The following is a 23,367-nucleotide window of genomic DNA, read 5'->3' as shown; positions in this document are numbered from 1 at the left end:
ACTGTACGAGCCGCCGTGGGCGGCGGTCGCGCGACCGTCCCGCTGACAGCGAACACGCGAACCTAGGATGGGACGCATGCCGTTTCCCGCGCTCTCGCACAGCACCGCCCCCCTGAACGAATCCGACGCGGAGGCGCTCGTCCTCGCCCTCCCCCCGCTCGACGCGGCGGAGCAGGCGCTGACCGCCTGGCCGGGACTGGCCGCCTCGCTGACGGCCATCGGCTTCACCGGCGCGGCCGGCGCGACGCACCGCGTCTACGCGCCGGAAGCCACCGCCAAGCCCCTCATCGTCGTCGGCACGGGTGCCGCCGGGGATGCCGCGGCGATCCGCGACGCGATCGGCGCCGCCGTCCGGGTCACGACCGGCTTCGCGACGCTCGCGGTTGCCGCCCCGGCCGCCCCGGCGCAGTGGCGGGCCGCCGCGGAGGGCGCGGTCCTCGGCGGCTATCGCTTCGCCGGCTACAAGAAGGATGCCGGGGCGTCGCGCGCGTCCGCCGTGACGGTGCACTCCCCCGCCACCGTCGGCGACGACGAGCTGGCCGCGGTCACCGCGACCGGCGAGGCCGTCGCCCTCGTGAAGGATCTCGTGAACATCCCCGCGGAGTGGCTCGGCCCGGCCGACTTCGCCGAGCGCGCCGTCGAGGCGACGGCGGGACTCCCCATCGACGTGCAGGTCTTCGACGAGGAGCGTCTCGCGGCGGAGGGCTTCGGCGGCATCCTCGGCGTCGGGCAGGGCTCGGACCGGCCGCCGCGCCTCGTGCGCGTGGAATACGCGCCGGAGGGCGCCGCGCGTCACGTGGCCCTCGTCGGCAAGGGCATCACGTTCGACACCGGCGGTCTGTCGCTCAAGCCCGCCGCCTCCATGGTCGGCATGAAGTACGACATGTGCGGCGCCGCGACGGCCCTCGCCGTCGTCCGCGCCGCCGCCGCGCTCGCACTGCCGGTGCGCGTCACCGGCTGGCTGTGCGTCGCCGACAACATGCCCTCGGGCCGGGCCATCCGCCCGGGCGACGTGCTGACGACCGTCGGCGGCACGACCGTCGAAGTCCTCAACACCGACGCCGAGGGCCGGCTGGTCCTCGCCGACGGGCTCGTGGCGGCCAGCCGTGAGCACCCCGACGTGATCGTCGACGTCGCGACGCTCACCGGCGCCATCACGGTCGCGCTCGGCAACCGCGTGGTCGGCGTGATGGGCGAGGACGACGCGGTCGCGGAGTACCTCGCAGCCTCCGAGCGCGCCGGCGAGCTCGCCTGGCAGCTGCCGCTCCCGGCGCACATGGAGGACGAGCTGGACTCCCCCATCGCCGACCTGCAGAACGCGAAGATCGGCGACCCCGCGGGCGGCTCGCTCTTCGCCGGGCTGTTCCTGCGCCGTTTCGTCGGCCCGGTCTCGGACGAGCCCGACGCGCCGCGTATACCCTGGGTGCACCTGGACATCGCCGGCGCCGGCATGCACAAGGGCGGCGGCTACGGCGCCACCGACAAGGGTCCGACGGGCGCGACGGTCCGTTCCCTCATCGCGTTCCTGGAAGGGGCAGCATGACCGACCACACCGCCGACGTCGTCATCCTCGGCGGTGGCAGCGGCGGCTATGCCGCGGCCCTCCGCGCCGCCGAGCTCGGGAAATCCGTCATCCTCGTCGAGAAGGACAAGCTGGGCGGCACCTGCCTGCACCGCGGCTGCATCCCGACGAAAGCGCTCCTGCACGCCGCGGAGGTGGCCGATCACGTCCGCGACGCCGGCAACGTCGGGGTGACCGCGACGCTCGAGGGCATCGACATCTCCCGCGTGACGGCCTACCGCGAAGGGATCGTCGCGAAGAAGTTCACGGGCCTCGAGGGGCTCGTCAAGGCGCGCGGCATCACCGTCGTCGCCGGCGAGGGCCGCCTGACCGCCGACCGCGCCGTCGCGGTGGGCGACGACGTCTACCGCGGCGCCGACGTCATCCTCGCCACCGGCTCGTACAGCCGCACGCTCCCCGGCCTCGAGATCGGCGGACGCGTGATCACGAGCGAGGGGGCGCTGGCGCTCGAGGAGATCCCGGCGCGGGTCGTGATCCTCGGCGGCGGCGTCATCGGCGTCGAGTTCGCGAGCGTCTGGCGCTCGTTCGGCGTCGAGGTCACGGTCGTCGAGGCGCTCGAGCACCTCGTGCCCAACGAGGACATCGCCCTCAGCAAGGCGCTCGAGCGGGCCTTCCGCAAGCGCGGCATCACCGCGAAGCTCGGCGTGCGGTTCTCCGGCGTGACGCAGACGGATGCCGGCGTGACGGTGACGCTGGAGGACGGCACCGCGATCGATGCGGACTATCTCCTCGTCGCCGTGGGCCGCGGGCCCGCGTCGGCGGGTCTCGGCTTCGAGGAGGCCGGCGTCACGATCGACCGCGGCTTCGTCACGGTCGACGAGCGGCTGCAGACGAACGTCCCGCACGTGTGGGCCGTGGGCGACATCGTCCCGGGACTGCAGCTCGCGCATCGCGGTTTCCAGCAGGGCATCTTCGCGGCCGAGCAGATCGCGGGCCTGAGCCCCGTGCCGGTTCCCGAGTCCACCATCCCCCGCGTCACCTACTCCAGCCCCGAGGTCGCCTCCGTCGGCCTCACGGAAGCGCAGGCGCGCGCACTGCACGGCGACGCCGTGGTCGCCTACGAGTACAACCTGGCCGGAAACGGCAAGAGCGAGATCCTCGGCACGGCGGGCATCGTCAAGGTCGTGCGGCAGGTCGAGGGCCCCGTCCTCGGCGTGCACATGGTGGGCGATCGTGTCGGCGAGCTCATCACCGAGGGACAGCTCGCGGTCGGCTGGGAAGCCCACCCGGAGGACCTCGCACCGCTCATCCATGCGCACCCCACGCAGAGCGAAGCGCTCGGCGAGGCGTTCCTCGCCCTGGCGGGCAAGCCCCTCCACGCGCTCTGACCACCCGGTCGGGCATCACTAAGCTAGAGACGACATCGACATTTCTGAAGGAGACAAGGTCATGAGCACATCCGTGGTCCTCCCCGCGCTCGGCGAGAGCGTCACCGAGGGTACGGTCACCCGCTGGCTCAAGAAGGTCGGTGACACCGTGCAGGCCGACGAAGGGCTGCTCGAGATCTCGACCGACAAGGTGGATACCGAAATCCCTTCGCCCATCAGCGGCGTCATCGAGGAGATCCTCGTCCAGGAGGACGAGACCGTCGAGGTCGGCGCCGTCCTGGCGAAGATCGGCGACGGCTCCGGCGCGTCCGCAGACGAGGCGCCCGCCGCCGAGGCCCCAGCCCAGGAGGCCCCGCCCGCCGCCGAGGCGCCCGCCGCGGAGCAGGCGGCACCCGCGGAGCAGGCGGCACCCGCCGAGCAGGCGCCCGCCGAGCAGGCGCCCGCCGAGCAGGCCGCGCCCGCCGCAGCCCCGTCCGGCGACGCCAAGGACGTCGTCCTCCCCGAACTGGGTGAGAGCGTGACCGAAGGCACCGTGACCCGCTGGCTCAAGCAGGTCGGCGACAGCGTCGAGACCGACGAACCGCTCCTGGAGATCTCCACAGACAAGGTCGACACCGAGATCCCGGCCCCGTTCGCCGGCGTCCTGCAGGAGATCGTCGTCGGCGAGGACGAGACCGTCGCCGTCGGCTCCGTGCTGGCCCGGATCGGCTCCGGCGCCCCCGCGGCTCCGGCCGCTCCCGCCCAGGAGGCCCCGGCGGCCCCCGCGCAGGAGGAGGCCCCGGCGGCCCCCGCGCAGGAGGCGCCCGCCGCCCCGGCTCCGGCCGCACCCGCTCCGGAGGCTCCCGCCCCCCCGGCTCGGGCCGCATCCGCCCCGCAGGCTCCGGCCGCCGCGGCACCTGCGGCAGCCGCCGCACCGGCGCCCGCCGCGGATGAGGACGCGCTCACCTACGTGACCCCGCTCGTCCGCCGCCTCGCGCAGCAGCAGGGCGTCGACCTCGCGACCGTCACCGGCACGGGCGTCGGCGGACGCATCCGCAAGGAGGACGTCCTCAAGGCCGCCGAGGCCGCCAAGGCCCCCGCCGCAGCACCCGCGGCAGCGGCTGCCGCACCGGCCGCTCCCGCACTCGAGGTCTCGCCGCTGCGCGGCACGACGCAGCCCATGTCGCGTCTGCGCAAGGTGCTCGCCGAGCGCGCGGTCGCCTCGATGCAGCAGACGGCGCAGCTGACGACGGTCATCGAGGTCGACGTCACCAAGCTGGCGTCGTACCGCGACCAGGTGAAGGGCGCGTTCCAGGAGAAGACCGGCGACAAGCTGTCGTTCCTGCCGTTCTTCGCCCTGGCGGCCGCCGAGGCGCTGCAGGCGTACCCGATCGTCAACGCGACGGTGGACGGCACCGACATCGTCTACCCCGCGAGCGAGAACCTCTCGATCGCGGTCGACACCGAGCGGGGCCTCCTCACGCCCGTGCTGCGTGACGCCGCGTCGAAGAACCTCGCGCAGATCGCCCACGAGATCGCCGACCTCGCCGCGCGCACGCGCGACAACAAGCTGAAGCCCGACGAGCTCGCGGGCGGCACGTTCACGCTGACCAACACCGGTTCGCGCGGCGCGCTGTTCGACACGCCCGTCGTTTTCCTGCCGCAGTCGGCGATCCTCGGCACCGGCGTCGTCGTCAAGCGCCCCGGCGTCGTGACGGTGGACGGGAAGGACGCGATCGCGGTCCGCTCGTACGTCTTCCTCGCGCTGTCGTACGACCACCGGACGATCGACGGTGCCGACGCGGCCCGCTTCCTCGGCGCCGTCAAGGCCCGCCTGGAGGCCGCGCAGTTCGAGGCACAGCTCGGCATCTGATCCCGGGTCGAACCTGATTCACGGCTGGTCCGCGACGTCGTAGACGTCGCGGACCAGCCATTTCTCGTCGTCCCGGACGATCACCGCGATCTGCGGGGGAACCTCCCCGGTGCCGCTCTCCACGCGCAGCACGGACACCCCGCCGTACTCGTCGAGCAGCGTGATGCGCCGCTCCGACCGGAGATCGCTCGCGATCCCCGCGGGGATCGGTCGCCGCGGGTCCTCCCGCGGGTCGGCGTCACCGCACGGCGACGCGACGCACCGGGCGAGCTCGTCCAGGAGCTGCGACCGCTCCTCCTCGGGTGTCCCGGGCGGCGCGCTCGGAGAGACGGAGACCGACGGCGCGCTCGGCGACGGGTCCGCCGGCGGCTCGGCGCCGCGGGGCGCATCGTCCGGCCACAGCAGACCCGCCATGACGATGACGCCGGCGAGCCCCGCCCCGAGGAGCCACGGCGCCCGCCGTCGGCGCGTTGCCGCGGCGCCCGGCTCCCGGGCCGCCGGGGCCTTCCGGGGCAGCGCCGCCCGGAGCCGGTCGGCCAACCCCGCATCCAGCCACCGGGCGACCAGCTCCACGACGCGCGGCGGCGGCTGCTCGGATGCCGGAGCCGCCCGCGCGACGTCTCGCGCGCGCACCGGGGTGAGGCGCGCGCCGAGCGCGGCAGGCTCTGCGAGGGCGAAGAGGGCGTCCTCGCAGGCAGCCGCATCCCGCGCCAGGTGACGTGGATCGGCGACCGCGTCGCGGCAGCGCTCCAGCACCTCCGCCACGTCCGTGTCCTGCTCCTGTCCGAGCAGCGCGAGCAGTTCCCCGCTCGCCGGCCGCCACAGCGTCTCCCCGGTGAGGGCGAGCACGGGACGCCCGGCATCCGTCACCCACCACTCTCCACGGCTCGCGCCGAGATCGTCGGCCTCGACGGCGCCGCGCAGCAGGCTGACCGCCACCGTCACGACCTCGCCCCGCGACAGCGGTGCCCGGCGGACGACGGCTTCGCGGAGGCGCTTGGTGCACAGCGGGAGGACGACGGCGTGATCCGTGGGCGTCCGCGCGACTTCGAGCGGCCCGAGCACATGACCGTCCGGATCGGCCCGCCAGGCGGGACCGTCGCGGAAGTCGTCGGCATCCACCCACACCCGGGGAGGGTCCCCGGCCACCACGACGCCGGGATACGGGTGCTCCCCCGGTACGACCGAGCGCAGCCGCGCGGGGGCGGCGAGGGCGTCGGCGGCCGCGGGTAGGGGCATCCGGTCAGTGTGCGCCGTGCAGCAGCCGTCCTCCGGACGCCTCGGGCATCTGTGGAGTGCCGTCGCGCCGGAGCGACTGTGAAGAACTCGGCGCCCGTCGAAGGTAGGCTGGGAGCCATGGCATCCCGCAGTTCCGCGCCCGAAAAGCGCCCCGGCTTCTTCGCCCAGATCCGCACCCTGATCACGTTCACGAAGGATGCCTACCCGTGGCTGCCGTGGCTGCTCATCGGCATCCTGGTCCTCGGGGTCGGTCTCGGCGTCCTCATCGGATTCCTGATCCCGCCCGCGGCGATCTGGAGCATCATCCTGTGGGGCATCTCCGGTCTGATGTTCGGCTTCCTGGCCGCCATGATCACGATGACCCGCCTGTCGACGCGCGCCATGTACAAGAAGATCGACGGGATGCCGGGAGCCACCGGCCACATCCTGTCCACCTCCCTCGGCCGCAAGTGGGTCGCCAGCGAGATGCCCGTCGGCATCAACCCCAAGACGCAGGATGCCGTCTACCGCGCCGTCGGACGAGGCGGCGTCGTCATCGTCGCCGAGGGCGCCCGCGGCCGTCTCACGCGGCTCGTGAACGACGAGCGCATGAAGGTGCAGCGCGTCGCCTCGGGGGTGCCCGTGCAGGTCTTCTACGTCGGCCACGGCGACGACGACATCCCCATCGGCAAGCTCGCCGGGGCCATCAAGTCGCTGCCGACGAAGGTCGATCGCGCCACGATGGCCGCGGTCATCAAGCGCATCGACTCGGTCTCGCAGTCGGTCACGTCGCTGCCGATCCCCAAGGGCATCGACCCGCTCCGCGCCCGCGCCCCGCGCCCGCGCTGATTCCCGCGGCGGGGCTCCGCCGGTCAGCTGCGGACGAGGATCGTCCCGACGGCCTTGTCGTGCAGGCCTCGCTGGTCGGGGTCCCAGATGACGGCCGGGATGACGAGGACGAGGAGCAGCGTCCGCACGACGGGGCGCCAGAGCCCCACCCATCCGCCGTCGAGCATCGTCAGGCGCATTCCCATGAGGCGGTGGCCGGGGCTTCCGGCGATCGTCGGGATGAAGACGATCTGCACCGCCGCGAACACGGCGAGCGTGGCCATCGGGTCGTAGGAGAAGAACGCCATCGAGATGATGACGGCGCAGGCCCAGTCGATCGCGATGGCCGCCAGACGCCGGCCGACGCGGGCCACGCTCTGCGGACCGGTCGTCGGTCGCCCGAGCCGCTCCCCCGGATAGCTGTTCTCGATCCTCAGGTCTGCCACCGCTCAAGCCTAACGGCGGCGACGTAACATCCCCGAAACACGGGGGATACTGCCGGGCAACTGGATCCGGTTAGGTTCGTTGTACGCCTGCTCTCGACAGGCCCGTTCCTCACCCGATCTTGGAGACTCCATGTTCAAAGATTCATCCGAGGTGCTGAAATTCATCAAGGACGAGGACGTCAAGTTCCTCGACATCCGTTTCACGGATCTCCCCGGTGTCCAGCAGCACTTCAACATCCCCGCTTCGACCGTCGATGAGGAATTCTTCACGGTCGGGCAGTTGTTCGACGGGTCCTCCATCCGGGGCTTCGCGAACATCCACGAATCGGACATGCAGCTCATCCCGGACGTGTCGACGGCGTACCTCGACCCGTTCCGCGAGGCGAAGACGCTGATCATGATCTTCGACATCTACAACCCCCGCAACGGGGAGATCTACGCGAAGGACCCGCGCCAGGTCGCCAAGAAGGCGGAGAAGTACCTGGCCTCCACCGGCATCGCCGACACCGCGTTCTTCGCCCCTGAGGCCGAGTTCTACATCTTCGACGACGTGCGCTACGAGGTGAAGCAGAACTCGAGCTTCTACTCGGTCGACTCCGAGGAAGGCGCCTGGAACACCGGTCGCGTCGAAGAGGGCGGCAACCTCGCCAACAAGACCCCCTTCAAGGGCGGCTACTTCCCCGTCTCGCCGGTCGACAAGACCGCCGACCTGCGCGACGACATCTCGCTGCACCTGATCGAGGCGGGCCTCGTCCTCGAGCGCGCCCACCACGAGGTCGGCACGGGCGGTCAGCAGGAGATCAACTACCGCTTCGACACGATGGTCCACTCCGCGGACGACATCCTCAAGTTCAAGTACATCGTCAAGAACGTCGCCGAGCAGTGGGGCAAGGTCGCGACCTTCATGCCCAAGCCGCTCTTCGGCGACAACGGCTCCGGCATGCACACGCACCAGTCGCTGTGGCTCGAGGGCAAGCCGCTGTTCTACGACGAGAAGGGCTACGGCGGGCTGTCCGACATCGCGCGCTGGTACATCGGCGGCCTGCTGGCGCACGCGCCGGCCGTCCTCGCCTTCACCAACCCGACGCTGAACTCCTACAAGCGCCTGGTCAAGGGCTACGAGGCCCCGGTCAACCTGGTCTACTCGGCCGGCAACCGCTCCGCGGCCATCCGCATCCCCATCACGGGCTCCAACCCGAAGGCCAAGCGCATCGAGTTCCGTGCGCCCGACGCCTCCGGCAACCCGTACCTGGCCTTCGCGGCGCAGATGATGGCGGGCCTGGACGGCATCAAGAACCGCATCGAGCCGCACGAGCCGGTCGACAAGGACCTCTACGAGCTGCCGCCCGAGGAGGCCAAGAACATCCCGCAGGTGCCGAACTCCCTGCTGGACTCGCTGGAGGCCCTCCGCGCCGACAACGAGTTCCTGCTGGCCGGCGGCGTGTTCACGCCCGAGCTGATCGAGACCTGGATCGAGTACAAGATCGAGAACGAGATCAAGCCGCTCGCGGCCCGTCCGCACCCGTTCGAGTACGAGCTGTACTTCGGGGTCTGACGCACACCACGGAAAGGCCCCGGCGGATCGCCGGGGCCTTTCTGCATGCCCGCGTATCCGGATCCCGCCGGCGCGGCTACCCCAGCACGTCGCGGCGGGCGAGGCCGAGCGTGGCGACGGCGATGAGCACGGCGGAGACGCCGAAGAGCAGACCGAGGCCGCCGACGTCGGCGCCGTTCGCCAGCGGCGCGCTGCCGAACGCCCAGTCGAACGGCGAGAATCGGCGTAGCACGTCGAGGTCGGCGCTGTTGTTCGCGACGGCCTGCAGGGTGTACCCGGCGACTGCGACACCGGCGCCCGCGCCGACGCTCCACGCCCGGCTGCCGGTGAGCCCGCCGGCGGCGAGGGCCGCGGCGCCCGACACGAGCCCTGCGCCGACCCACGCCGCGACGGTCGCCCAGAGGTTCCCGGCATCCAGACCCAGCTGCGCCGGTCCCTCGATCGCCCGGATGATCAGCCACGCCGCGACGCCGAGCCACGCGAGCTTGAGGACGAGGGCCGCGGCACTCTGGACCGCGTACGAGACCCGGCCCACGCCGTGCGCGAGGGTCAGCTCCAGGCGGCCGGACTCCTCCGCGCCGCCGATGAGGGCGGCGCCCCAGCCGATCGACGCGATCGTGAGGAGCACGAAGCCGATCAGTCCGAAGAAGGTCGCCTGCGTGTACCCCGGCCCGGTCCCGATGTCCCGATAGCCGAGCGTCTCGATGAGGGCGGGCGGGAGTGCGTCGAGCACGTCGGTGAGCTCCGGCGACGCCATCGACGGGAACAGCGGCAGGTAGAGCAGCGCGACGCCGGCGAGTCCGACCGTCCACCCCAGCAGTCCCCGCCACCCGTCGGTCAGTGCGCGCCGCAGGATGGGCAGCGGCGCCTGCCGCACGCCCGCCGCGCCGCTCACGGACGTCCTCGTCGACGCGGGGCCTGCGGTTCCGCCTCGTACAGACCGAGGACGGACTCCTCCAGGTCGGGCTCCTCGACCGTCAGCTCCCGGACCGTCGACGCGGTGAGCACGCGCAGCACCGGATCGATGTCGCCCCGGCTGGTGGCGCTGACCCGTACGAGGCCGCCGGAGGGCGCGTCGGCGACCTCGAGCGACTCGACGCCGGGGGTGCTCTGCAGGGCGCTGCGGACCTCGTCCGCCGTCGACCCGGCGAGCATCGCGTGGATGCGGCGGACGCTCGCGAGCCGCAGGTCGGCCACCGGCCCCTCGGCGACGACCCTGCCTGCGGCGAGCACGGCGACATCGTCCGCAGCCTGCTGGATCTCGCTGAGGACGTGCGAGCTGAGCAGCACGGTCTGCCCGCGCTCGCGCGCCTCCCGGATGAGAGCGAGGAACTCCCGCTGGACGAGCGGATCCAGGCCGCTCGTCGGCTCATCGAGGACGAGCAGGTCGGGTTCGTGCATGAGCGCCTGCACGAGACCGAGCTTCTGGCGGTTGCCCTTGGACAGCATGCGCACGGGGCGGGTGAGGTCGAGGTCGAGCCGCTCGGCGAGTTCATGGATCGCCCCCGCCCGCACGGGCCCGCTGATCTCGGCGAGGTGGCGCAGCAGCGCCTCGCCTCGCAGGCGCGTCCCCCACCGCAGCTCGCCGGGGACATAGCCGATGCGCCGGCGGAGGGCCGCGCCGCCGGCCCGGGGGTTCTCACCGAGGACGGTGATCTCCCCCGACGTGGGGCGGATGATGTCCAGCAGCATCCGCAGGGTCGTGGTCTTGCCGGCGCCGTTCGGACCGATCAGCCCGTACACGGAGCCCCGCGGAACGCGCAGGTCGAGCCCGTGCAACGCGATGTGGCGGCCGTAGTCCTTGCGCAGCGCGTGCGTGCTGATCGCGGGCGACGTCATCGTCCTCCTCCTCCTGTCCCGGGGTCAGTGTGGCACCGGAGGTCATGCTGCGGAAGCTGTGGGCTGCGGCCTCCTCGTGTCGGCCGAGGCACGCTCCTCCCCCGGCGCCGGTCCGCGCAACGCCCGCAGGGCGTACAGGATCGTGGCCAGGTCGACGAGTTCCTGGATGAGCGCGCCGCCGACGGCAGGGATGACGCCCGTCATCGCGATCACCATGAGTCCGATGCTCAGTCCGATCCCGATCCAGATCGCGGTGAGGGCCACCTGCACCGTGTGCCGGCCGATCGCCACGGCATCCGCCACCTTCGCGAGCGAGTCCACCAGGATGACGACATCCGCGGCGTCGCCGGCCGCTGTCGCGCCCCGGGCCCCCATCGCGACGCCGATGTCGGCCGCCGCGAGCACGGGCGCATCGTTCACGCCGTCGCCGACCATCATGGTGGGCCGGGGGCGGAGCTGCGCGGCGAGGTGCACCTTCTCCGCGGGCAGCAGATCGGCGTGCACGTCGTCGATGCCCACCGTCGCCGCGATCGACGCGGCGGTCGCGAGGGCATCGCCCGTGAGCATCGTGATGCGTTCGACGCCGTTCTCGCGCAGCCATGCGATGACCTGCGCGGATTCGGGTCGAGCCGCATCGGCGAGGATCAGTGCGCCGGCGAACCGCCCGTCGATCGCGACGTAGGCCGCCGCCTGCCCGGGTTCCAGCGTCGCCGGCTGCATGTCGGGCGTCAGGCCCGCCACATAGGCGGGCTTCCCCACCACGACCTCCCGGCCCTCGATCACGGCCGTGACGCCGTTCGTCGCGATCTCCCTCGCCCGTTCCGCGGAGCTCAGCGGGATACCGCGCTCGTGTGCCGCGCGCCGGATGCCGTCGGCCAGCACATGGGAGGAGTACTGCTCGGCCGACGCGGCCAGCCGCAGCAGGTCCAGCTCCCCGAAGCCGTCGGCCGCCCGCACGTCGATCAGCTCCGGGCGGCCCTGGGTGAGGGTGCCCGTCTTGTCGAAGCAGGCCGAGCGCACCCGCGCGAGCTGCTCGATCACCGCCCCGCCCTTCATGATGACGCCGGCCTTCGCGGCCCGCGACAATCCGGCGAGGAACGCGACCGGGGCGGCGATCAGCAGGGGGCAGGGCGTGGCGAGCACCAGGACCTCGGCGAACCGGCTGGGTTCCCCCGAGATCGCCCACGCCGTCCCGGCGAGGACGAGCGACACGGCGGTGAACGGGACGGCGAACCGGTCCGCCAGGCGCACGACCGGCGCCCGGGATTCCGAGGCGCCGCGCACGAGGGCCACGATCTGCTGGTACTGGCTGTCGGCGCCGCGCCGGAGGACCCGGATCCGGACGGCGCCCTCGCCGTTCGTGGCCCCGGAGAGCACCTCCTCACCGGCCCGCCTGGTCACGGGGAGGCTCTCCCCCGTGATGGAGGACTCGTCGAAGGTGCCGGTCTCACTGAGCAGCGTCCCGTCCACCGGCACGATCTCGGAGGGACGGACCAGCAGCACATCGCCGACCACGACGTCGTCGACGTCGGCATCCTGGATCTCATCCCCGTCCGAGGACCGGGGATGCACGATCACGTGCGCGACGCGGGGGGTGCGATCCAGCAGTGCCGTGAGCTCCCGCTTCGCCCGCCGCCCGGCGATGTCTTCGAGTGCCTCTCCGCCGGCGAGCATGAGCACGATGATGAGGGCCGCGATGTACTCCCCGACCGCCAGCGTCGCGACCATCGCGACGACCGCGAGGACGTCGAGCCCGATGTGTCCGCGGAGGACGTCGCGCACCATCCCGATGAGCGTCCACACGACGAACAGCGCGACGAAGACGGTCGCGGTCCAGCGACCCGCCGCCGGCATGCCGGCCGCGTGCAGCAGGAGGACGACCGCGAGGACGACGAGCGCGAGCAGGATGACGCGGTAGCGACGCAGAGCGCGGAGAACGGGCATGCCTCCAGCTTGGCCCGGATGCTCGACACGTGCGAGCCGATGCGGTGGGATCAAAGCATGAGCGAGGATGACGGACTGGTCCACGGCGCCGGGGCGCGACCGATCGTGGTGGGGGTGGACGGATCCGACTCGTCGATCGCGGCCCTGCGGCACGCTGCGAGGATCGCCGCGGCGCTCGGCGCACCGCTGGAGGCGGTGACCACGTGGACCGCCCCGCCGTTCGTCGACTACTTGTCGATCGCAGGGTGGTCGCCCGAGGTGGAGGCCTCCGCGGTTCTGGACGACGCCGTCGAGCAGGCCTTCGCCGACGCGCCGCCCCGGGCCCTCGTCCGGACCGTGCTGCCCGGCCTGCCGGCGCCGACGCTGATCGCGCAGAGCCGGGATGCCGAGATGCTCGTGCTCGGCAGTCGGGGCCACGGCGGGTTCGCCGGACTGATGCTGGGCTCGGTCAGCGCCGCCTGCGCCGCGCATGCGCACTGCCCCGTCCTCATCGTGCGCGAGGACGCCGTGCGTGGCGACGCCTGAGACCGCCGCGGACCGCGCCTACCCGTAGAAGAGCTTCTCGAAGGCGCGGCGGGCGCGGCGCGCCGTGCCCATCCAGTCCTCCTCGACGAGGGTCGCCGAGCGCGGCGGGTACTCCAGCAGGCGCCCGATTCCGTCGAGCTTGCCGCGGTCCACCGGCAGCACGTCGCTCGTCTGCCCGGACAGCAGCGTGTTCGCCGACCGCAGCCGGCTCGCGAGACGCCAGGCGGCCTCCAGCCGCTCGGCGGCGGTCTCCGGAACGAGTCCCGCCTCCACGGCGGCCGCCAGCGCCTCCAGGGTCGACGTGGTCTGCAGCGACGGGATGCGGTGCCCGTGCTCGAGCTGCAGCAGCTGCACGAGCCATTCGACGTCGCTGAGCCCGCCCGGCCCGAGCTTCAGGTGCCGCGACCGGTCGACCCCCTGCGGCAGACGCTCGTTCTCGACGCGGGCCTTGATGCGCTTGATCTCGCGGAGGTCCTGCAGCGCCACGGCCGCCGGGTAGCGGACATCGTCGGCGAGCTGCATGAAGCGGCGGATGAGCTTGACGCTGCCGGCGACCCCGCGCGCGCGCAGCAGCGCCTGGGCCTCCCACGACAGCGACCACCGGCGGTAGTACTCCGCATAGGCCTCGATGGAGCGTGCGAGCGGGCCGTTGCGGCCCTCCGGACGGAGCCCCGCATCCAGCTCGAACGGGACCCGCTGGTCCTCGGAATAGGTGCGCAGCCCCGTCACGATCTGCGTCGCGAGCGTGTGCGCGCGCTGCGGGTCGAGACCGTTCGCGTCGTAGACGTACATGACGTCGGCGTCCGAGCCGAAGCCCAGCTCCCCTCCCCCGAACCGCCCCATCGCGATGACGGAGAAGTCGAGGGCGCGGTCCTCCTCGGGGACCACCTCGCGGCGGACGGCCCGCAGTGTCGCCTGGATGGTGACCTCGCTGATCGTCGTGAGGCCGTGTGCGAGCTCGTCGATGGTCAGGATGCCGAGGACGCCGCCGATCGCGAGACGCAGCAGCTCACGGCGACGCAGCGCCCGGACGGCGCGCATCGCCTCGTCGATGGGCGCGTGCCGCGCCTGGATGGCGCGGGCCTCCTCCTGGAGGGCGACGCCGGTGCGGGGCTTCAGGCTCTCCTGCGCGTCGAGCCATGCGACGGACTCCGGGATCCACTCCATGAGCTCGCCGATGTAGCGCGACCCGGAGAGGACCCGGGTGAGGCGCTCGGCCGCGCCGGAGGAGTCGCGCAGCATGCGCAGGAACCACGGGGTGTCGCCCAGCCGCTCGCTGATGCGGCGGAAGCAGATGAGGCCGTAGTCGGGGTCGACGCCGTCCGCGAACCAGCGGATCATCACCGGCATGAGGTGGCGCTGGATCGTCGCCTTCCGGCTGAGGCCGCTCGTGAGCGCGCCGATGTGGCGGAGAGCGCCGGTCGGGTCGCGGAAGCCGATGGCCGCGAGCCGGTCGTGGGCCTGGGCCGGCGACAGCGCCTGCTCGTCGCTCGGCAGTGCCGCGACGGCGGACAGCAGCGGCCGGTAGAAGAGGCGGACGTGGATGTCGCGCACTTCGCGCTTCACCGATTCCCAGAGCTGCCACACGCCGTCGCCGGTGTCGGCGAGCCGGGACGCCCGCGCGAGGACGCGCAGCCCCTCCGGCGTCGTGGGCATGAGGTGGGTGCGGCGGAGGTTGCGCAGCTGCAGGCGGTGCTCCAGCACCCGGAGCTGCCGGTAGTCGTGCGAGAACGTGGCGGCGTCGGACCGGCCGATGTAGCCCTCCGCGACGAGCGCGTCCAGCGCGTCGAGCGTCCCGCGCTGCCGGATGCGCTCGTCGGCGAGACCGTGCACGAGCTGCAGCAGCTGGACGGTGAACTCGATGTCGCGGATGCCGCCGGGTCCGAGCTTCAGCTGGTAGGCGACCTCCGCGGCCGGGATGTGCTCGGTGACCCGCTCGCGCATGCGCTGCACGCTGTCGACGAAGTTCTCCCGCGCGGCGCTCGTCCACACCTTCGGCTGCACGGCCGCGATGTACGCGTCGCCGAGATCCCGGTCCCCCGCGATGGGGCGGGCCTTCAGCAGGGCCTGGAACTCCCAGCTCTTGGCCCAGCGGTCGTAGTACGACACGTGCGAGTCGATCGTGCGCACGAGGGCGCCCTGCTTTCCCTCCGGCCGCAGGTTGGCATCCACCTCCCACAGCGGAGGCTCGATCTCGATGCTCGTGATCCCGCGCATCGTCTGGACGGCGAGGCGCGTCGCGATGTCGGTGACGCGGCTCTCGCCGATCGCCTCCGTGACGGCGTCGTCCGCGCCGCCGGCGAAGATGACGTCCACGTCGCTGACGTAGTTGAGCTCCCGGGCCCCCGTCTTGCCCATTCCGATGATCGCGAGTCGGACGGCCGCCACCTGCTCACGCGGGAACAGGCCCGCCCCCGCGCCGCCCGTCGTCACGCGGGTGCGCGCGACGCACAGCGACGCCTCCAGTGCGGCCCCGGCGGCATCTGCGAGTGCCGCGGCGACCGGGGCGAGCACGTCGACGGCGCTCGGGGCGCGGAGGTCGAACGCGGCGATCCGGGCGAGGAGGCGACGATAGCGGATGCGCAGCGCGACCCACGCCGTCTCGTCGCCGGTCGCGGCGAAGCCGTCCTCGTCGGCGGCGACGGATGCCAGCAGCTCCGCGCGCAGCTCATCGCCGCTCGGCAGGGAGGCGCCGGCGCCCTCGAGGAAGGCGAGCTCGGCCGGGTGCCGCGCGTAGAACTCGCCGAAGCCGGGCGAGGCGCCCAGCAGTGCCCAGAGCGTGACGGGGTCGGCGCGCAGTGCGGCGCGCACCGGTGCCGGGTCGCGGCGGGCGATGCGGGCGAGCGCCGTGATGGCCGCGTCGGGGTCTGCCGCCGCGTCGGCGCCGGTCACGACGTCCAGACGCGGGATGCCGAGTTCCGCGGCGAGCTCGTCGAGCAGCGTGTCGGCGGCGGTCAGCTGGCCGAATCCGGCGCGCGCGAGCGTCGTGAGCGACGACGAACGCTCCGTGCCGGACATCCGCGTTAGAGCATCTCCAGGTTGCTCTTCAGTTCGAAGGGCGTGACCTGGGCGCGGTACTCCTGCCACTCGCGACGCTTGTTGAGCAGGACGTAGTTAAAGACCTGCTCCCCGAGCGTCTCGGCGACGAGCTCCGACTCCTCCATGTACTCCAGCGCGTGATCCAGGCTCGCCGGCAGCGGCGCGTAACCGAGCGCGCGGCGCTCCGCGTCGGTCAGCGACCACACGTTGTCCTCCGCCTCCGGGGGCAGCTCGTAGCCCTCTTCGATGCCCTTGAGGCCCGCGGCGAGCATGAGCGCGTACGCGAGGTACGGGTTCGCGGCCGAGTCGAGGGCCCGGTACTCGACGCGCGAGGACTGCCCCTTCTTCGGCTTGTACATCGGCACGCGGACGAGGGCGGAGCGGTTGTTGTGACCCCACGTGATGAAGCTGGGCGCCTCATCGCCGCCCCACAGGCGCTTGTACGAGTTGACGAACTGGTTCGTGACGGCGGAGATCTCCGGCGCGTGGCGCAGGAGACCGGCGATGAACTGCCGGCCGGTCTGGGAGAGCTGGTACTGCGCGCCCTCCTCGTAGAACGCGTTGACGTCGCCCTCGAACAGCGACATGTGCGTGTGCATCCCGCTGCCGGGGTGGCCGCCGAGCGGCTTCGGCATGAACGTGGCGTACACGCCCTGCTCGATCGCCACCTCCTTCACGACGGTGCGGAACGTCATGATGTTGTCGGCCGTGGCGAGGGCGTCGGCGTAGCGCAGGTCGATCTCGTTCTGTCCGGGGCCGCCCTCGTGGTGGCTGTACTCGACCGAGATGCCGAGGTCCTCCAGCATCCGCACGGAACGGCGCCGGAAATCGTGCGCCGTCCCGCCCGGCACGTTGTCGAAGTAGCCGGCGGAGTCCACCGGCTCGGGGCCGGCGGGGCCGTACGAGGACGACTTCAGCAGGTAGAACTCGATCTCGGGGTGCGTGTAGAAGGTGAACCCGGCGTCGGCGGCCTTCGCGAGCGAGCGCTTGAGGACGTGCCGCGGGTCGGCGACGGCGGGTTGCCCGTCCGGCGTCGTGATGTCGCAGAACATCCGCGCCGTCGGGTCGATCTCGCCGCGCCACGGCAGCACCTGGAACGTCGACGGGTCGGGGTGGGCGAGCAGGTCGGACTCGTACGAGCGCGTCAGCCCCTGGATGGCGGAGCCGTCGAAGCCGAGGCCCTCCGTGAAGGCGCCTTCGACCTCGGCGGGCGCGATCGCGACCGACTTGAGGGTGCCGATCACATCGGTGAACCACAGTCGCACGAACTTGACGCCGCGCTCCTCGATCGTGCGCAGTACGAAGTCCCGCTGCTTGTCCATCGTGTCCTCTCGATGCCGACTTTCCGCCCAGACTATCGGCCCGCGTCGTCCTCCGAGTCCGCCGACACGTCGGGCGTCGAGCCCGATCCCCACGAGTCCTCGCGCGCCTCCTCCTCGGCCCAGGCGCGCGAGCGGCGCTTCATGAGCTCGGGGGCTCCGGCGGCCTCCTCGGGGGTGTCGAACGGGCCCGCGCGGTCGACGGCGGGAGACTCGAAGCCCTTCTCGACCTGACCGGTCGTGAGGTTGAACCAGTACTTCTCTTCGCCTGCGGACATGTCGCGCCTCCTGGTGCGTCGTTGCGGGGTGCTCGTCTCGATCCTAACGAGGCGCTCCGGCGCGGACGAGGCGGCCCCGCCCGCTCGGTAGGCTGAGTGCCATGACGGCGCAGGCGACGACAGCGGTCGGTGTGGACATCGGCGGAACCGGGATCAAGGGGGCGCTCGTCGACCTCCGGGAGGGGCGTCTGCTGAGCGAGCGCGTGAAGGTGCCGACGCCCGCCGGTGCGGAACCGGACGACGTCCTGGCGGCCGTCAAGGTCGTCCTCGAGACGCTCGACGTCACCGACGCGGACGTCCCGCTGGGCGTCGCGTTCCCGGCGATCGTGAAGCACGGCAAGACGCTGTCGGCCGCCAACGTGGCCGACACCTGGATCGGCTTCCCCGCCGAGGAGTTCTTCGAACAGGGCCTCGGCCGTGAGATCCACTTCGCGAACGACGCCGACGTCGCCGGCGTCGCGGAACTGCGCTACGGCGCGGCGAAGGGGGTCGAGGGACTCACGATCCTCACGACGCTCGGGACCGGCATCGGCACCGCCCTGCTGTACGACGGCCGCCTCATCCCGAACTCCGAGCTCGGCCACCTGCAGCGGGCCAAGCACGGCAAGGATGCGGAGGCCTGGGCGGCGTATTCCGCCATGGAGCGCGACGAGCTGACGTTCCCGCAGTGGGCGAAGCGTCTGCAGTGGTACTACAGCCACCTGGAGTTCCTGCTGAGCCCCGACCTGTTCATCGTCGGCGGGGGCGTGTCGAAGCACGCCGAGCAGTTCCTGCCCCTGCTGACGCTGAGCACCCCGATCGTCCCGGCCGTGCACCGCAACAGCGCAGGCATCGTCGGCGCGGCGGCCCTCGCCCTCGCGGCGGACGCCGGGGTGCAGACCGCGGAGACGGCGAAGCTCGTCGAGGAGACGACGCGCTGACACCGTCGGCGCGGCCGGCGTGAGGCGAATGGGCCGGCCTGTACGCCGGGTTCTGTTCCGGGGCTGACGCCCCTTCGACGGTCATCTCTCTCGGCGACACGTTGCCGTGCCGCTCCAGCGGCCCACCCGGGGACTCGGCGGGCCGCGTCGTCATCCCCTGTCTGGCCTTGCTCCGGACGAGGTTTACCTTGCGGATCGTGTCACCACGATCCCGGTGGTCTCTTACACCACCCTTTCACCCTTACCGGGGCTCGCGCCCCGGCGGTCTGCTCTCTGTGGCACTGTCTCGCGGATCGCTCCGGGTGGGTGTTACCCACCATCCTGCCCTGTGGAGCCCGGACGTTCCTCGGTGCGGTCTCCCGCCACGCGACCGTCCAGCCGACCCATTCGCACTGCCGATTCTAGTCGTGCCGAGCTCGACCGATTGTGGCCGGTGGCCCGGTGGGTTAGCCTGCGGGTGGGGAAGACGGGCATGTGGGGTGCTCGTCGCACAGAAGGGGGTCGTCCGACGACGCCCGCTATCGACCTTTGGGGAGGTCTGATGGACAAGCGATCGATTTTTGCGGCCGTCGTGGCGGCTGCGCTGCTGGTACTCGCGGCACCGGCGGCGGCTACGGCCGACGTCGGTGCCGGGACCGTTCGTGTAGTCGACCGCGACGTCGACTACACGCCGGACAAGCCGAAGGAGCCGAGCCTTGCCGGGTCCCGGGTCGACGTGGTCTGCCTGCGCGATGCGCCGTGGATCACCTTCGAGGTCACGCTGACCGATCCCGACCGGCAGTCCACCGGTGACCGGGCGGTTCTCGTGATCAGCGACGGCACGCACGAGGTGTCGCTGCCGCTGGGCACCCTGGCATCCGGCCGTGTCGCCGGCTCCGTGCTGTGGCCCGGTGCCGCCGTCAGCGGGGGTGTCGGGACGGGCTGGCCGGGGTGGGTCTACGAGGGCGGCCAGTGGCGGGAGACCGCGGGCAACTTCGCGTGGACACGGGGCGACGTGCGGGCGTGGATCCGGGTCGATCCGGAGCTCGCCGTGCCGCTGGCATACCCGCCCGCGACGTCGGGCTGCGCAGCGCCTACGGGCAGCATCCAGGGTCGCCTGGCCGCGACGGGCACGAGCGGGGACATCCTGTTGCCGCTCGTCCTGGCCGGTGCGGGAGCGGCGGCCGTGGGGCTCGTCGTGGTCCTGTCGGTACGTCGCCGGCATCGCGTCTGAGTGCCGCCCATGGCCCCTGTTCCACGGACGGGGTCGCCACTTCCGGCCGCAGCCCTCCTGCTGTGCGTGCTGCTCGGCGCGTTCGGCTGGCTGGGATCGCGTGTCGCGGTGGCGGCCACCGAGATGCGGGCGGCCGAAGCCGCCGCCCGGGACCTGGTCTCCGCGGTCGAGTCCGGCGATCTCCTCGACGCCGCCGACCGTGCGCGGACGCTGTCCGCGCACGCGCGCGCGGCACGCGGCGCGACCTCGGATCCGCTGTGGCCGGTCGCGGAGACGATGCCGTTCTTCGGGGATGACGCGGCCGCCGTCCGCATCCTCTCGGCACAGTCCGCCGAGCTCCTGGACCGGGTGCTCGACCCCGTCCTCCGTCTCGTCGAAGCGCGCGAAGGCGCGTGGGATCCCGGTCTGCTGACCGCCCTGGGCCGCACTCTCGACGGTGCGGGGGATGCCGTGGCCGAGGCCCGCACGGCGCTCTCTGCCGTGGATGAAGGCGATCTCGTCTCCCCCGTCCGCGCGGGGGTCGGCGCCGTGCGCGCCGCCCTGGACGACGCCGCGCCGAGCGTCGACGCCCTCGCGGCGCTGGCCGCCTTCGCCGGCTCGGCGACGGAGCGGGACGGCGGCACCGTCCTGCTGGCGCTGCAGAACCCTGCCGAGCTGCGCACCGCCGGCGGCATCACCGGCTCCTTCGTCCTGCTCCGCGCGGAGGGGGGCCGCTTCCGGATCGCCCAGCAGACGGACTCGACCGACTTCCCGGAGCTGCCGGAGTCCATCGTGCCGGTGCCGCGCTCGACGGCGCGGCTCTATGGCGACGTCGTCGGCCGGTTCGTGCAGAACGCGACGATGCCGACCGCTTTCGCGCGCAGTGCGGAGCTCCTGACCGCATGGTGGCGCAGCCGCGGCGGGGAGCAGCCGGACGCGGTGGTCGCGATCGACCCGCTGGCGGTGCGCGGTCTTCTCACGGCGACCGGACCCGTCACACTGCCGGACGGATCGCAGCTGACGGCGGAGAACCTCGTGCAGCGCGTCCTCGTCGACCCCTACATGACGCGGGACCCCGCGGGGCAGACCGTGGTGCTGGAGGCGATCAGCACGGCGGTGATCGAACGCTTCACGAGTCTGGACCTCGATCCGCTGACGTGGGCGCGCGCTCTGGCCGATCCGATCGCGGAGGGTCGCGTGTCGGTGTGGACCTCGGACGAGGCAGCGCAGCGGGTCGTCGACGCAACGGTGCTCTCCGGTCCGTCCGGGCGGCTGACCGCCGCCGGACCCGACGCCTTCGCCGTCTTCCTGAACGACGCGACGGGCGGCAAGATGGACACCTTCCTCCAGGTGGACATGGAGCTCACCGCGATCGGATGCCGCGGGGACGGCCGCGCCGAGATCCGGCTCCGCGTCACGATGCGCAGCACGGCGCCCGCGGGCGCCGGCGACGTCCTGCCCCCGTCCATGACCGGACACGGACTGTTCGGCACGGGCGCCGGCGACATCGGGACGAGCGTGTCGGTGGCCGCACCCGCCGGCACCTACTTCGGCGGCGTCACCAAAGACGGAGCCCATCTCCTGTCGGTCGACGTGGAGGACGAGGGCCGCCCGACGAGCCTCGTGCGCATCAACCTCTCCCCGGGCGAGGTCAACGTCGTGGAGTTCGGCTTCCTCGCCGCCCGGCCGGGGTCGCTGGACCTCCGGCTGGTCCACACGCCGCTCGTCAACACGCCGGCTGTGACGGTGGATGCGGGCGGCGGCTGCCGCTGAGCCTCAGGCCTTGCCGGCATCCTCCGCGATCCGCAGGTCGAGCGGGAAGTCGAGCGGGAAATCGCCGAAGAGGAGTCGCCGGGCCCCGTCCGCCGCGGCCCGCACCGCCTCGGCGGCCGCCTCGGCCTGCGCCGCCGGGGCGTGCACGACGATCTCGTCGTGCAGGAAGAAGGCGAGGTGGGCGCGGCGGCCGAAGACGGGACCGGAACGGCCACCGGCATCCTCGACCGCATCGAAGGCGGCCAGCCGGCCGCGCACGTCGGCCATCCACGCGAGCGCCCATTCGGCGGCCGTGCCCTGCACGATGAAGTTGCGGGTGAATCTCCCCCGGTCGCGTGCCGATCGGCGCGCGCGGGACTCGTCGGCCGCCGTGGCCTCGATCGCGCCCGCCCCCCGCTGGACGTCCCGCCAGGAGGACGACGGGGCCGGGGCCGACCGTCCCAGCCACGTCGTGACGATGCCGCCGTCCTCGCCGATCCGTGCGGCCTCGTCGACGAGCGTCATGGCGCGGGGGTACGCCCGCCGCAGCGCCGGCACGAGCCTGCCGCTGTCGCCGGTCGTCGCGCCGTACATCGCGCCGAGGATCGCGCCCTTCGCCTCCTGCCGCGTCGCGACGACACCGCCGGCGACGACCCCGGCGTAGAGATCCTGCCCGCGCGCGGCGTCGGCGAGGGCCGTGTCGCCGGCCATCGCCGCGAGCACACGGGGCTCCAGCTGCGCGACGTCGGCGATGATGAGGAGCCACCCGGGGTCGGCGCGCACGGCGGGACGCAGCTGCCGGGGCAGCTGCAGCGCTCCCCCGCCGGACGAGGCCCACCGGCCGGTGACGACTCCGCCCGGGACGTAGACGGGCCGGAACCGGCCCTCGGCGGCCCACTCCTCCATCCACGCCCACCCGTTCGCCGACAGCAGCCGCATGAGCTTCTTGTACTCGAGCAGCGGCGCGATCACCGGATGGTCGTACTGGGCGAGCTCCCACCGGCTCGTCGAGGTCGCGAGCACGCCCACGCGGTGCAGCGCGCGCAGCAGCTTCGGCTGCGAGTCGAGGCTCGCCGCCGGGGCGCCGAGGGCGTCCCGCACGCGGACCGCGAGCTCTTCGATGCGGGCGGGGAGCCGGCCGGCGGCGGGGCGGGGGCCGAGGAGGTCCACGAGGATCGCGTCGTGCACGCCGGCGTCCCACGGCAGGCCGGCGGCGTGCAGCTCGACGGCGATGACGGCGCCCGCCGACTCGGCGGCAAGGAGCAGCCGCAGCCGACCGGGCGCGGTCGCGCCCTCGAGGGCGGCGCGCTGGCGGGCGAACTCCGCGAGCGCCTCGTCGATGCCGTCCGGGACGGAGGACGCGTCGCCGCGTTCGTCGAGCTCGAAGAGGGTCTCCGCGGCGGGAGTCACGGCGTCAGCTGCCGGGCCGTCCCACTCCGGGTGCGCGCGCAGTGCCGCGGCATCCGTCACGAATGCGCTGCCGCGCAGGATCGTGTGGCAGAGGCGCAGATCGTGGCAGCGCGCCACGACGACGCCGTCGGCGAGGAGCGGCGGATACCAGCGCGTTGCGTCGCTCCACACCCAGCGTCGCGCCGGACCCGCTGCCGGCACGAGCGACGCCAGGGCCGCGGAGTCCACCGACGTCCTGCGCCGCTCGGTGCCGTCGGCGTTCAGGTCGGCGACGACGACGGTCCCGTCCGGACCGCGACCGAGGACGCTCCAGACCGGTTCGTCGAGCGTCATCGCCGGA

Annotated in this window: 18 protein-coding genes and 1 other RNA gene; 9 read left to right on the top strand and 10 right to left on the bottom strand. The window is 72.5% G+C overall.

Annotated elements, in window-relative coordinates:
- Window positions 1-76 precede the first annotated feature (76 nt).
- The 3 genes from MSA03_RS06185 (at window position 77) to sucB (ending at window position 4,762) form a co-directional block, all read left to right on the top strand.
- A complete protein-coding gene (locus tag MSA03_RS06185; protein WP_147050034.1) occupies window positions 77-1,543 on the top strand; it encodes a leucyl aminopeptidase in 1,467 nt (488 codons plus the stop codon).
- Entirely contained in the window at window positions 1,540-2,910 is a 1,371-nt protein-coding gene (gene lpdA, locus MSA03_RS06180; RefSeq protein WP_147050033.1) for a dihydrolipoyl dehydrogenase, read from the top strand. Before MSA03_RS06185 ends, lpdA begins: the two co-directional genes overlap by 4 nt.
- A gap of 61 nt (window positions 2,911-2,971) precedes the next feature.
- Window positions 2,972-4,762 carry a 2-oxoglutarate dehydrogenase, E2 component, dihydrolipoamide succinyltransferase gene (sucB, locus tag MSA03_RS06175; protein WP_147050032.1) on the top strand — a complete coding sequence of 597 codons (1,791 nt, stop codon included), beginning with the start codon at window positions 2,972-2,974 and terminating at the stop codon, window positions 4,760-4,762.
- Window positions 4,763-4,780: 18 nt separating this feature from the next.
- Here the strand turns inward: sucB and MSA03_RS06170 are convergent, their stop codons facing one another.
- The gene (locus MSA03_RS06170; RefSeq protein ID WP_147050031.1) at window positions 4,781-6,001 is read right to left on the bottom strand and encodes a M1 aminopeptidase family protein; all 1,221 of its coding nucleotides are present in this window, start codon (window positions 5,999-6,001) and stop codon (window positions 4,781-4,783) included.
- A gap of 117 nt (window positions 6,002-6,118) precedes the next feature.
- On the opposite strand from MSA03_RS06170, the gene MSA03_RS06165 reads away from it, so the two are divergent.
- Window positions 6,119-6,829: a DUF4191 family protein gene (locus tag MSA03_RS06165; RefSeq protein ID WP_028495651.1), complete on the top strand. Its 711-nt coding sequence runs from the start codon at window positions 6,119-6,121 to the stop codon at window positions 6,827-6,829.
- 23 nt (window positions 6,830-6,852) lie between these two features.
- On the opposite strand, the gene MSA03_RS06160 is transcribed toward MSA03_RS06165, so the two are convergent.
- Entirely contained in the window at window positions 6,853-7,254 is a 402-nt protein-coding gene (locus MSA03_RS06160; protein WP_170245462.1) for an RDD family protein, read from the bottom strand.
- 130 nt (window positions 7,255-7,384) lie between these two features.
- On the opposite strand from MSA03_RS06160, the gene glnA (MSA03_RS06155) reads away from it, so the two are divergent.
- The gene (gene glnA, locus MSA03_RS06155; RefSeq protein ID WP_028495649.1) at window positions 7,385-8,809 is read left to right on the top strand and encodes a type I glutamate--ammonia ligase; all 1,425 of its coding nucleotides are present in this window, start codon (window positions 7,385-7,387) and stop codon (window positions 8,807-8,809) included.
- A 76-nt stretch (window positions 8,810-8,885) separates the two neighbouring features.
- On the opposite strand, the gene MSA03_RS06150 is transcribed toward glnA (MSA03_RS06155), so the two are convergent.
- From MSA03_RS06150 to MSA03_RS06140, 3 genes are read right to left on the bottom strand one after another with little or no spacing between them, the layout of a single operon-like run.
- Entirely contained in the window at window positions 8,886-9,704 is an 819-nt protein-coding gene (locus MSA03_RS06150) for an ABC transporter permease subunit (RefSeq protein WP_028495648.1), read from the bottom strand.
- The gene (locus tag MSA03_RS06145; RefSeq protein WP_036272281.1) at window positions 9,701-10,648 is read right to left on the bottom strand and encodes an ABC transporter ATP-binding protein; all 948 of its coding nucleotides are present in this window, start codon (window positions 10,646-10,648) and stop codon (window positions 9,701-9,703) included. Before MSA03_RS06145 ends, MSA03_RS06150 begins: the two co-directional genes overlap by 4 nt.
- 42 nt (window positions 10,649-10,690) lie before the next feature.
- Window positions 10,691-12,592, bottom strand: a complete 1,902-nt coding sequence (locus tag MSA03_RS06140) for a heavy metal translocating P-type ATPase (RefSeq protein WP_147050030.1) — start codon at window positions 12,590-12,592, stop codon at window positions 10,691-10,693.
- Between the two features lie 57 nt (window positions 12,593-12,649).
- Here MSA03_RS06140 and MSA03_RS06135 point away from each other — a divergent pair, with 57 nt between their 5' ends.
- Window positions 12,650-13,117: a universal stress protein gene (locus MSA03_RS06135; protein WP_147050029.1), complete on the top strand. Its 468-nt coding sequence runs from the start codon at window positions 12,650-12,652 to the stop codon at window positions 13,115-13,117.
- Window positions 13,118-13,135: 18 nt separating this feature from the next.
- On the opposite strand, the gene MSA03_RS06130 is transcribed toward MSA03_RS06135, so the two are convergent.
- The 3 genes from MSA03_RS06130 to MSA03_RS06120 are packed head-to-tail and all read right to left on the bottom strand — an operon-like array spanning window position 13,136 to window position 17,753.
- Window positions 13,136-16,135 (bottom strand): bifunctional [glutamine synthetase] adenylyltransferase/[glutamine synthetase]-adenylyl-L-tyrosine phosphorylase, encoded by a 3,000-nt coding sequence (locus MSA03_RS06130; RefSeq protein WP_147050028.1) that lies wholly within the window; start codon window positions 16,133-16,135, stop codon window positions 13,136-13,138.
- 5 nt (window positions 16,136-16,140) lie between these two features.
- The gene (gene glnA / locus MSA03_RS06125) at window positions 16,141-17,478 is read right to left on the bottom strand and encodes a type I glutamate--ammonia ligase (protein WP_028495645.1); all 1,338 of its coding nucleotides are present in this window, start codon (window positions 17,476-17,478) and stop codon (window positions 16,141-16,143) included.
- Between the two features lie 32 nt (window positions 17,479-17,510).
- Window positions 17,511-17,753: a hypothetical protein gene (locus MSA03_RS06120; RefSeq protein ID WP_028495644.1), complete on the bottom strand. Its 243-nt coding sequence runs from the start codon at window positions 17,751-17,753 to the stop codon at window positions 17,511-17,513.
- A gap of 101 nt (window positions 17,754-17,854) precedes the next feature.
- On the opposite strand from MSA03_RS06120, the gene ppgK reads away from it, so the two are divergent.
- Window positions 17,855-18,673: a polyphosphate--glucose phosphotransferase gene (gene ppgK, locus MSA03_RS06115; RefSeq protein ID WP_028495643.1), complete on the top strand. Its 819-nt coding sequence runs from the start codon at window positions 17,855-17,857 to the stop codon at window positions 18,671-18,673.
- 25 nt (window positions 18,674-18,698) lie between these two features.
- Here ppgK and rnpB read toward each other — a convergent pair.
- Window positions 18,699-19,059, bottom strand: an RNA gene (gene rnpB, locus MSA03_RS06110) — RNase P RNA component class A.
- 155 nt (window positions 19,060-19,214) lie between these two features.
- On the opposite strand from rnpB, the gene MSA03_RS06105 reads away from it, so the two are divergent.
- Both MSA03_RS06105 and MSA03_RS06100 read left to right on the top strand, forming a co-directional pair.
- Window positions 19,215-19,886: a cell wall protein gene (locus MSA03_RS06105; RefSeq protein ID WP_147050027.1), complete on the top strand. Its 672-nt coding sequence runs from the start codon at window positions 19,215-19,217 to the stop codon at window positions 19,884-19,886.
- A gap of 9 nt (window positions 19,887-19,895) precedes the next feature.
- Entirely contained in the window at window positions 19,896-21,638 is a 1,743-nt protein-coding gene (locus MSA03_RS06100) for a DUF4012 domain-containing protein (protein ID WP_147050026.1), read from the top strand.
- Window positions 21,639-21,641: 3 nt separating this feature from the next.
- Here MSA03_RS06100 and MSA03_RS06095 read toward each other — a convergent pair whose 3' ends face one another.
- Complete coding sequence (locus MSA03_RS06095) at window positions 21,642-23,360, bottom strand: bifunctional 3'-5' exonuclease/DNA polymerase (protein WP_147050025.1); 1,719 nt, start codon at window positions 23,358-23,360, stop codon at window positions 21,642-21,644.
- Window positions 23,361-23,367: the final 7 nt, after the last annotated feature.

The organism is Microbacterium saccharophilum, from assembly GCF_007992455.1.
GTDB classification, from domain to species: domain Bacteria; phylum Actinomycetota; class Actinomycetes; order Actinomycetales; family Microbacteriaceae; genus Microbacterium; species Microbacterium saccharophilum.
This window is presented reverse-complemented; position numbering and strand designations above follow the sequence as displayed.

Bases quoted from the DNA above. Each gene is read 5' to 3' on its own strand.
- lpdA (WP_147050033.1), top strand. From the start codon at position 1,540: ATGACCGACCACACCGCCGACGTCGTCATCCTCGGCGGTGGCAGCGGC.
- MSA03_RS06170 (WP_147050031.1), bottom strand. From the start codon at position 6,001: ATGCCCCTACCCGCGGCCGCCGACGCCCTCGCCGCCCCCGCGCGGCTG.
- MSA03_RS06145 (WP_036272281.1), bottom strand. From the start codon at position 10,648: ATGACGTCGCCCGCGATCAGCACGCACGCGCTGCGCAAGGACTACGGC.
- MSA03_RS06135 (WP_147050029.1), top strand. From the start codon at position 12,650: ATGAGCGAGGATGACGGACTGGTCCACGGCGCCGGGGCGCGACCGATC.
- MSA03_RS06130 (WP_147050028.1), bottom strand. From the start codon at position 16,135: ATGTCCGGCACGGAGCGTTCGTCGTCGCTCACGACGCTCGCGCGCGCC.
- MSA03_RS06100 (WP_147050026.1), top strand. From the start codon at position 19,896: ATGGCCCCTGTTCCACGGACGGGGTCGCCACTTCCGGCCGCAGCCCTC.
- glnA (WP_028495649.1), top strand. From the start codon at position 7,385: ATGTTCAAAGATTCATCCGAGGTGCTGAAATTCATCAAGGACGAGGAC.
- MSA03_RS06165 (WP_028495651.1), top strand. From the start codon at position 6,119: ATGGCATCCCGCAGTTCCGCGCCCGAAAAGCGCCCCGGCTTCTTCGCC.
- MSA03_RS06105 (WP_147050027.1), top strand. From the start codon at position 19,215: ATGGACAAGCGATCGATTTTTGCGGCCGTCGTGGCGGCTGCGCTGCTG.
- glnA (WP_028495645.1), bottom strand. From the start codon at position 17,478: ATGGACAAGCAGCGGGACTTCGTACTGCGCACGATCGAGGAGCGCGGC.
- MSA03_RS06185 (WP_147050034.1), top strand. From the start codon at position 77: ATGCCGTTTCCCGCGCTCTCGCACAGCACCGCCCCCCTGAACGAATCC.
- MSA03_RS06120 (WP_028495644.1), bottom strand. From the start codon at position 17,753: ATGTCCGCAGGCGAAGAGAAGTACTGGTTCAACCTCACGACCGGTCAG.
- MSA03_RS06140 (WP_147050030.1), bottom strand. From the start codon at position 12,592: ATGCCCGTTCTCCGCGCTCTGCGTCGCTACCGCGTCATCCTGCTCGCG.
- ppgK (WP_028495643.1), top strand. From the start codon at position 17,855: ATGACGGCGCAGGCGACGACAGCGGTCGGTGTGGACATCGGCGGAACC.
- MSA03_RS06095 (WP_147050025.1), bottom strand. From the start codon at position 23,360: ATGACGCTCGACGAACCGGTCTGGAGCGTCCTCGGTCGCGGTCCGGAC.
- sucB (WP_147050032.1), top strand. From the start codon at position 2,972: ATGAGCACATCCGTGGTCCTCCCCGCGCTCGGCGAGAGCGTCACCGAG.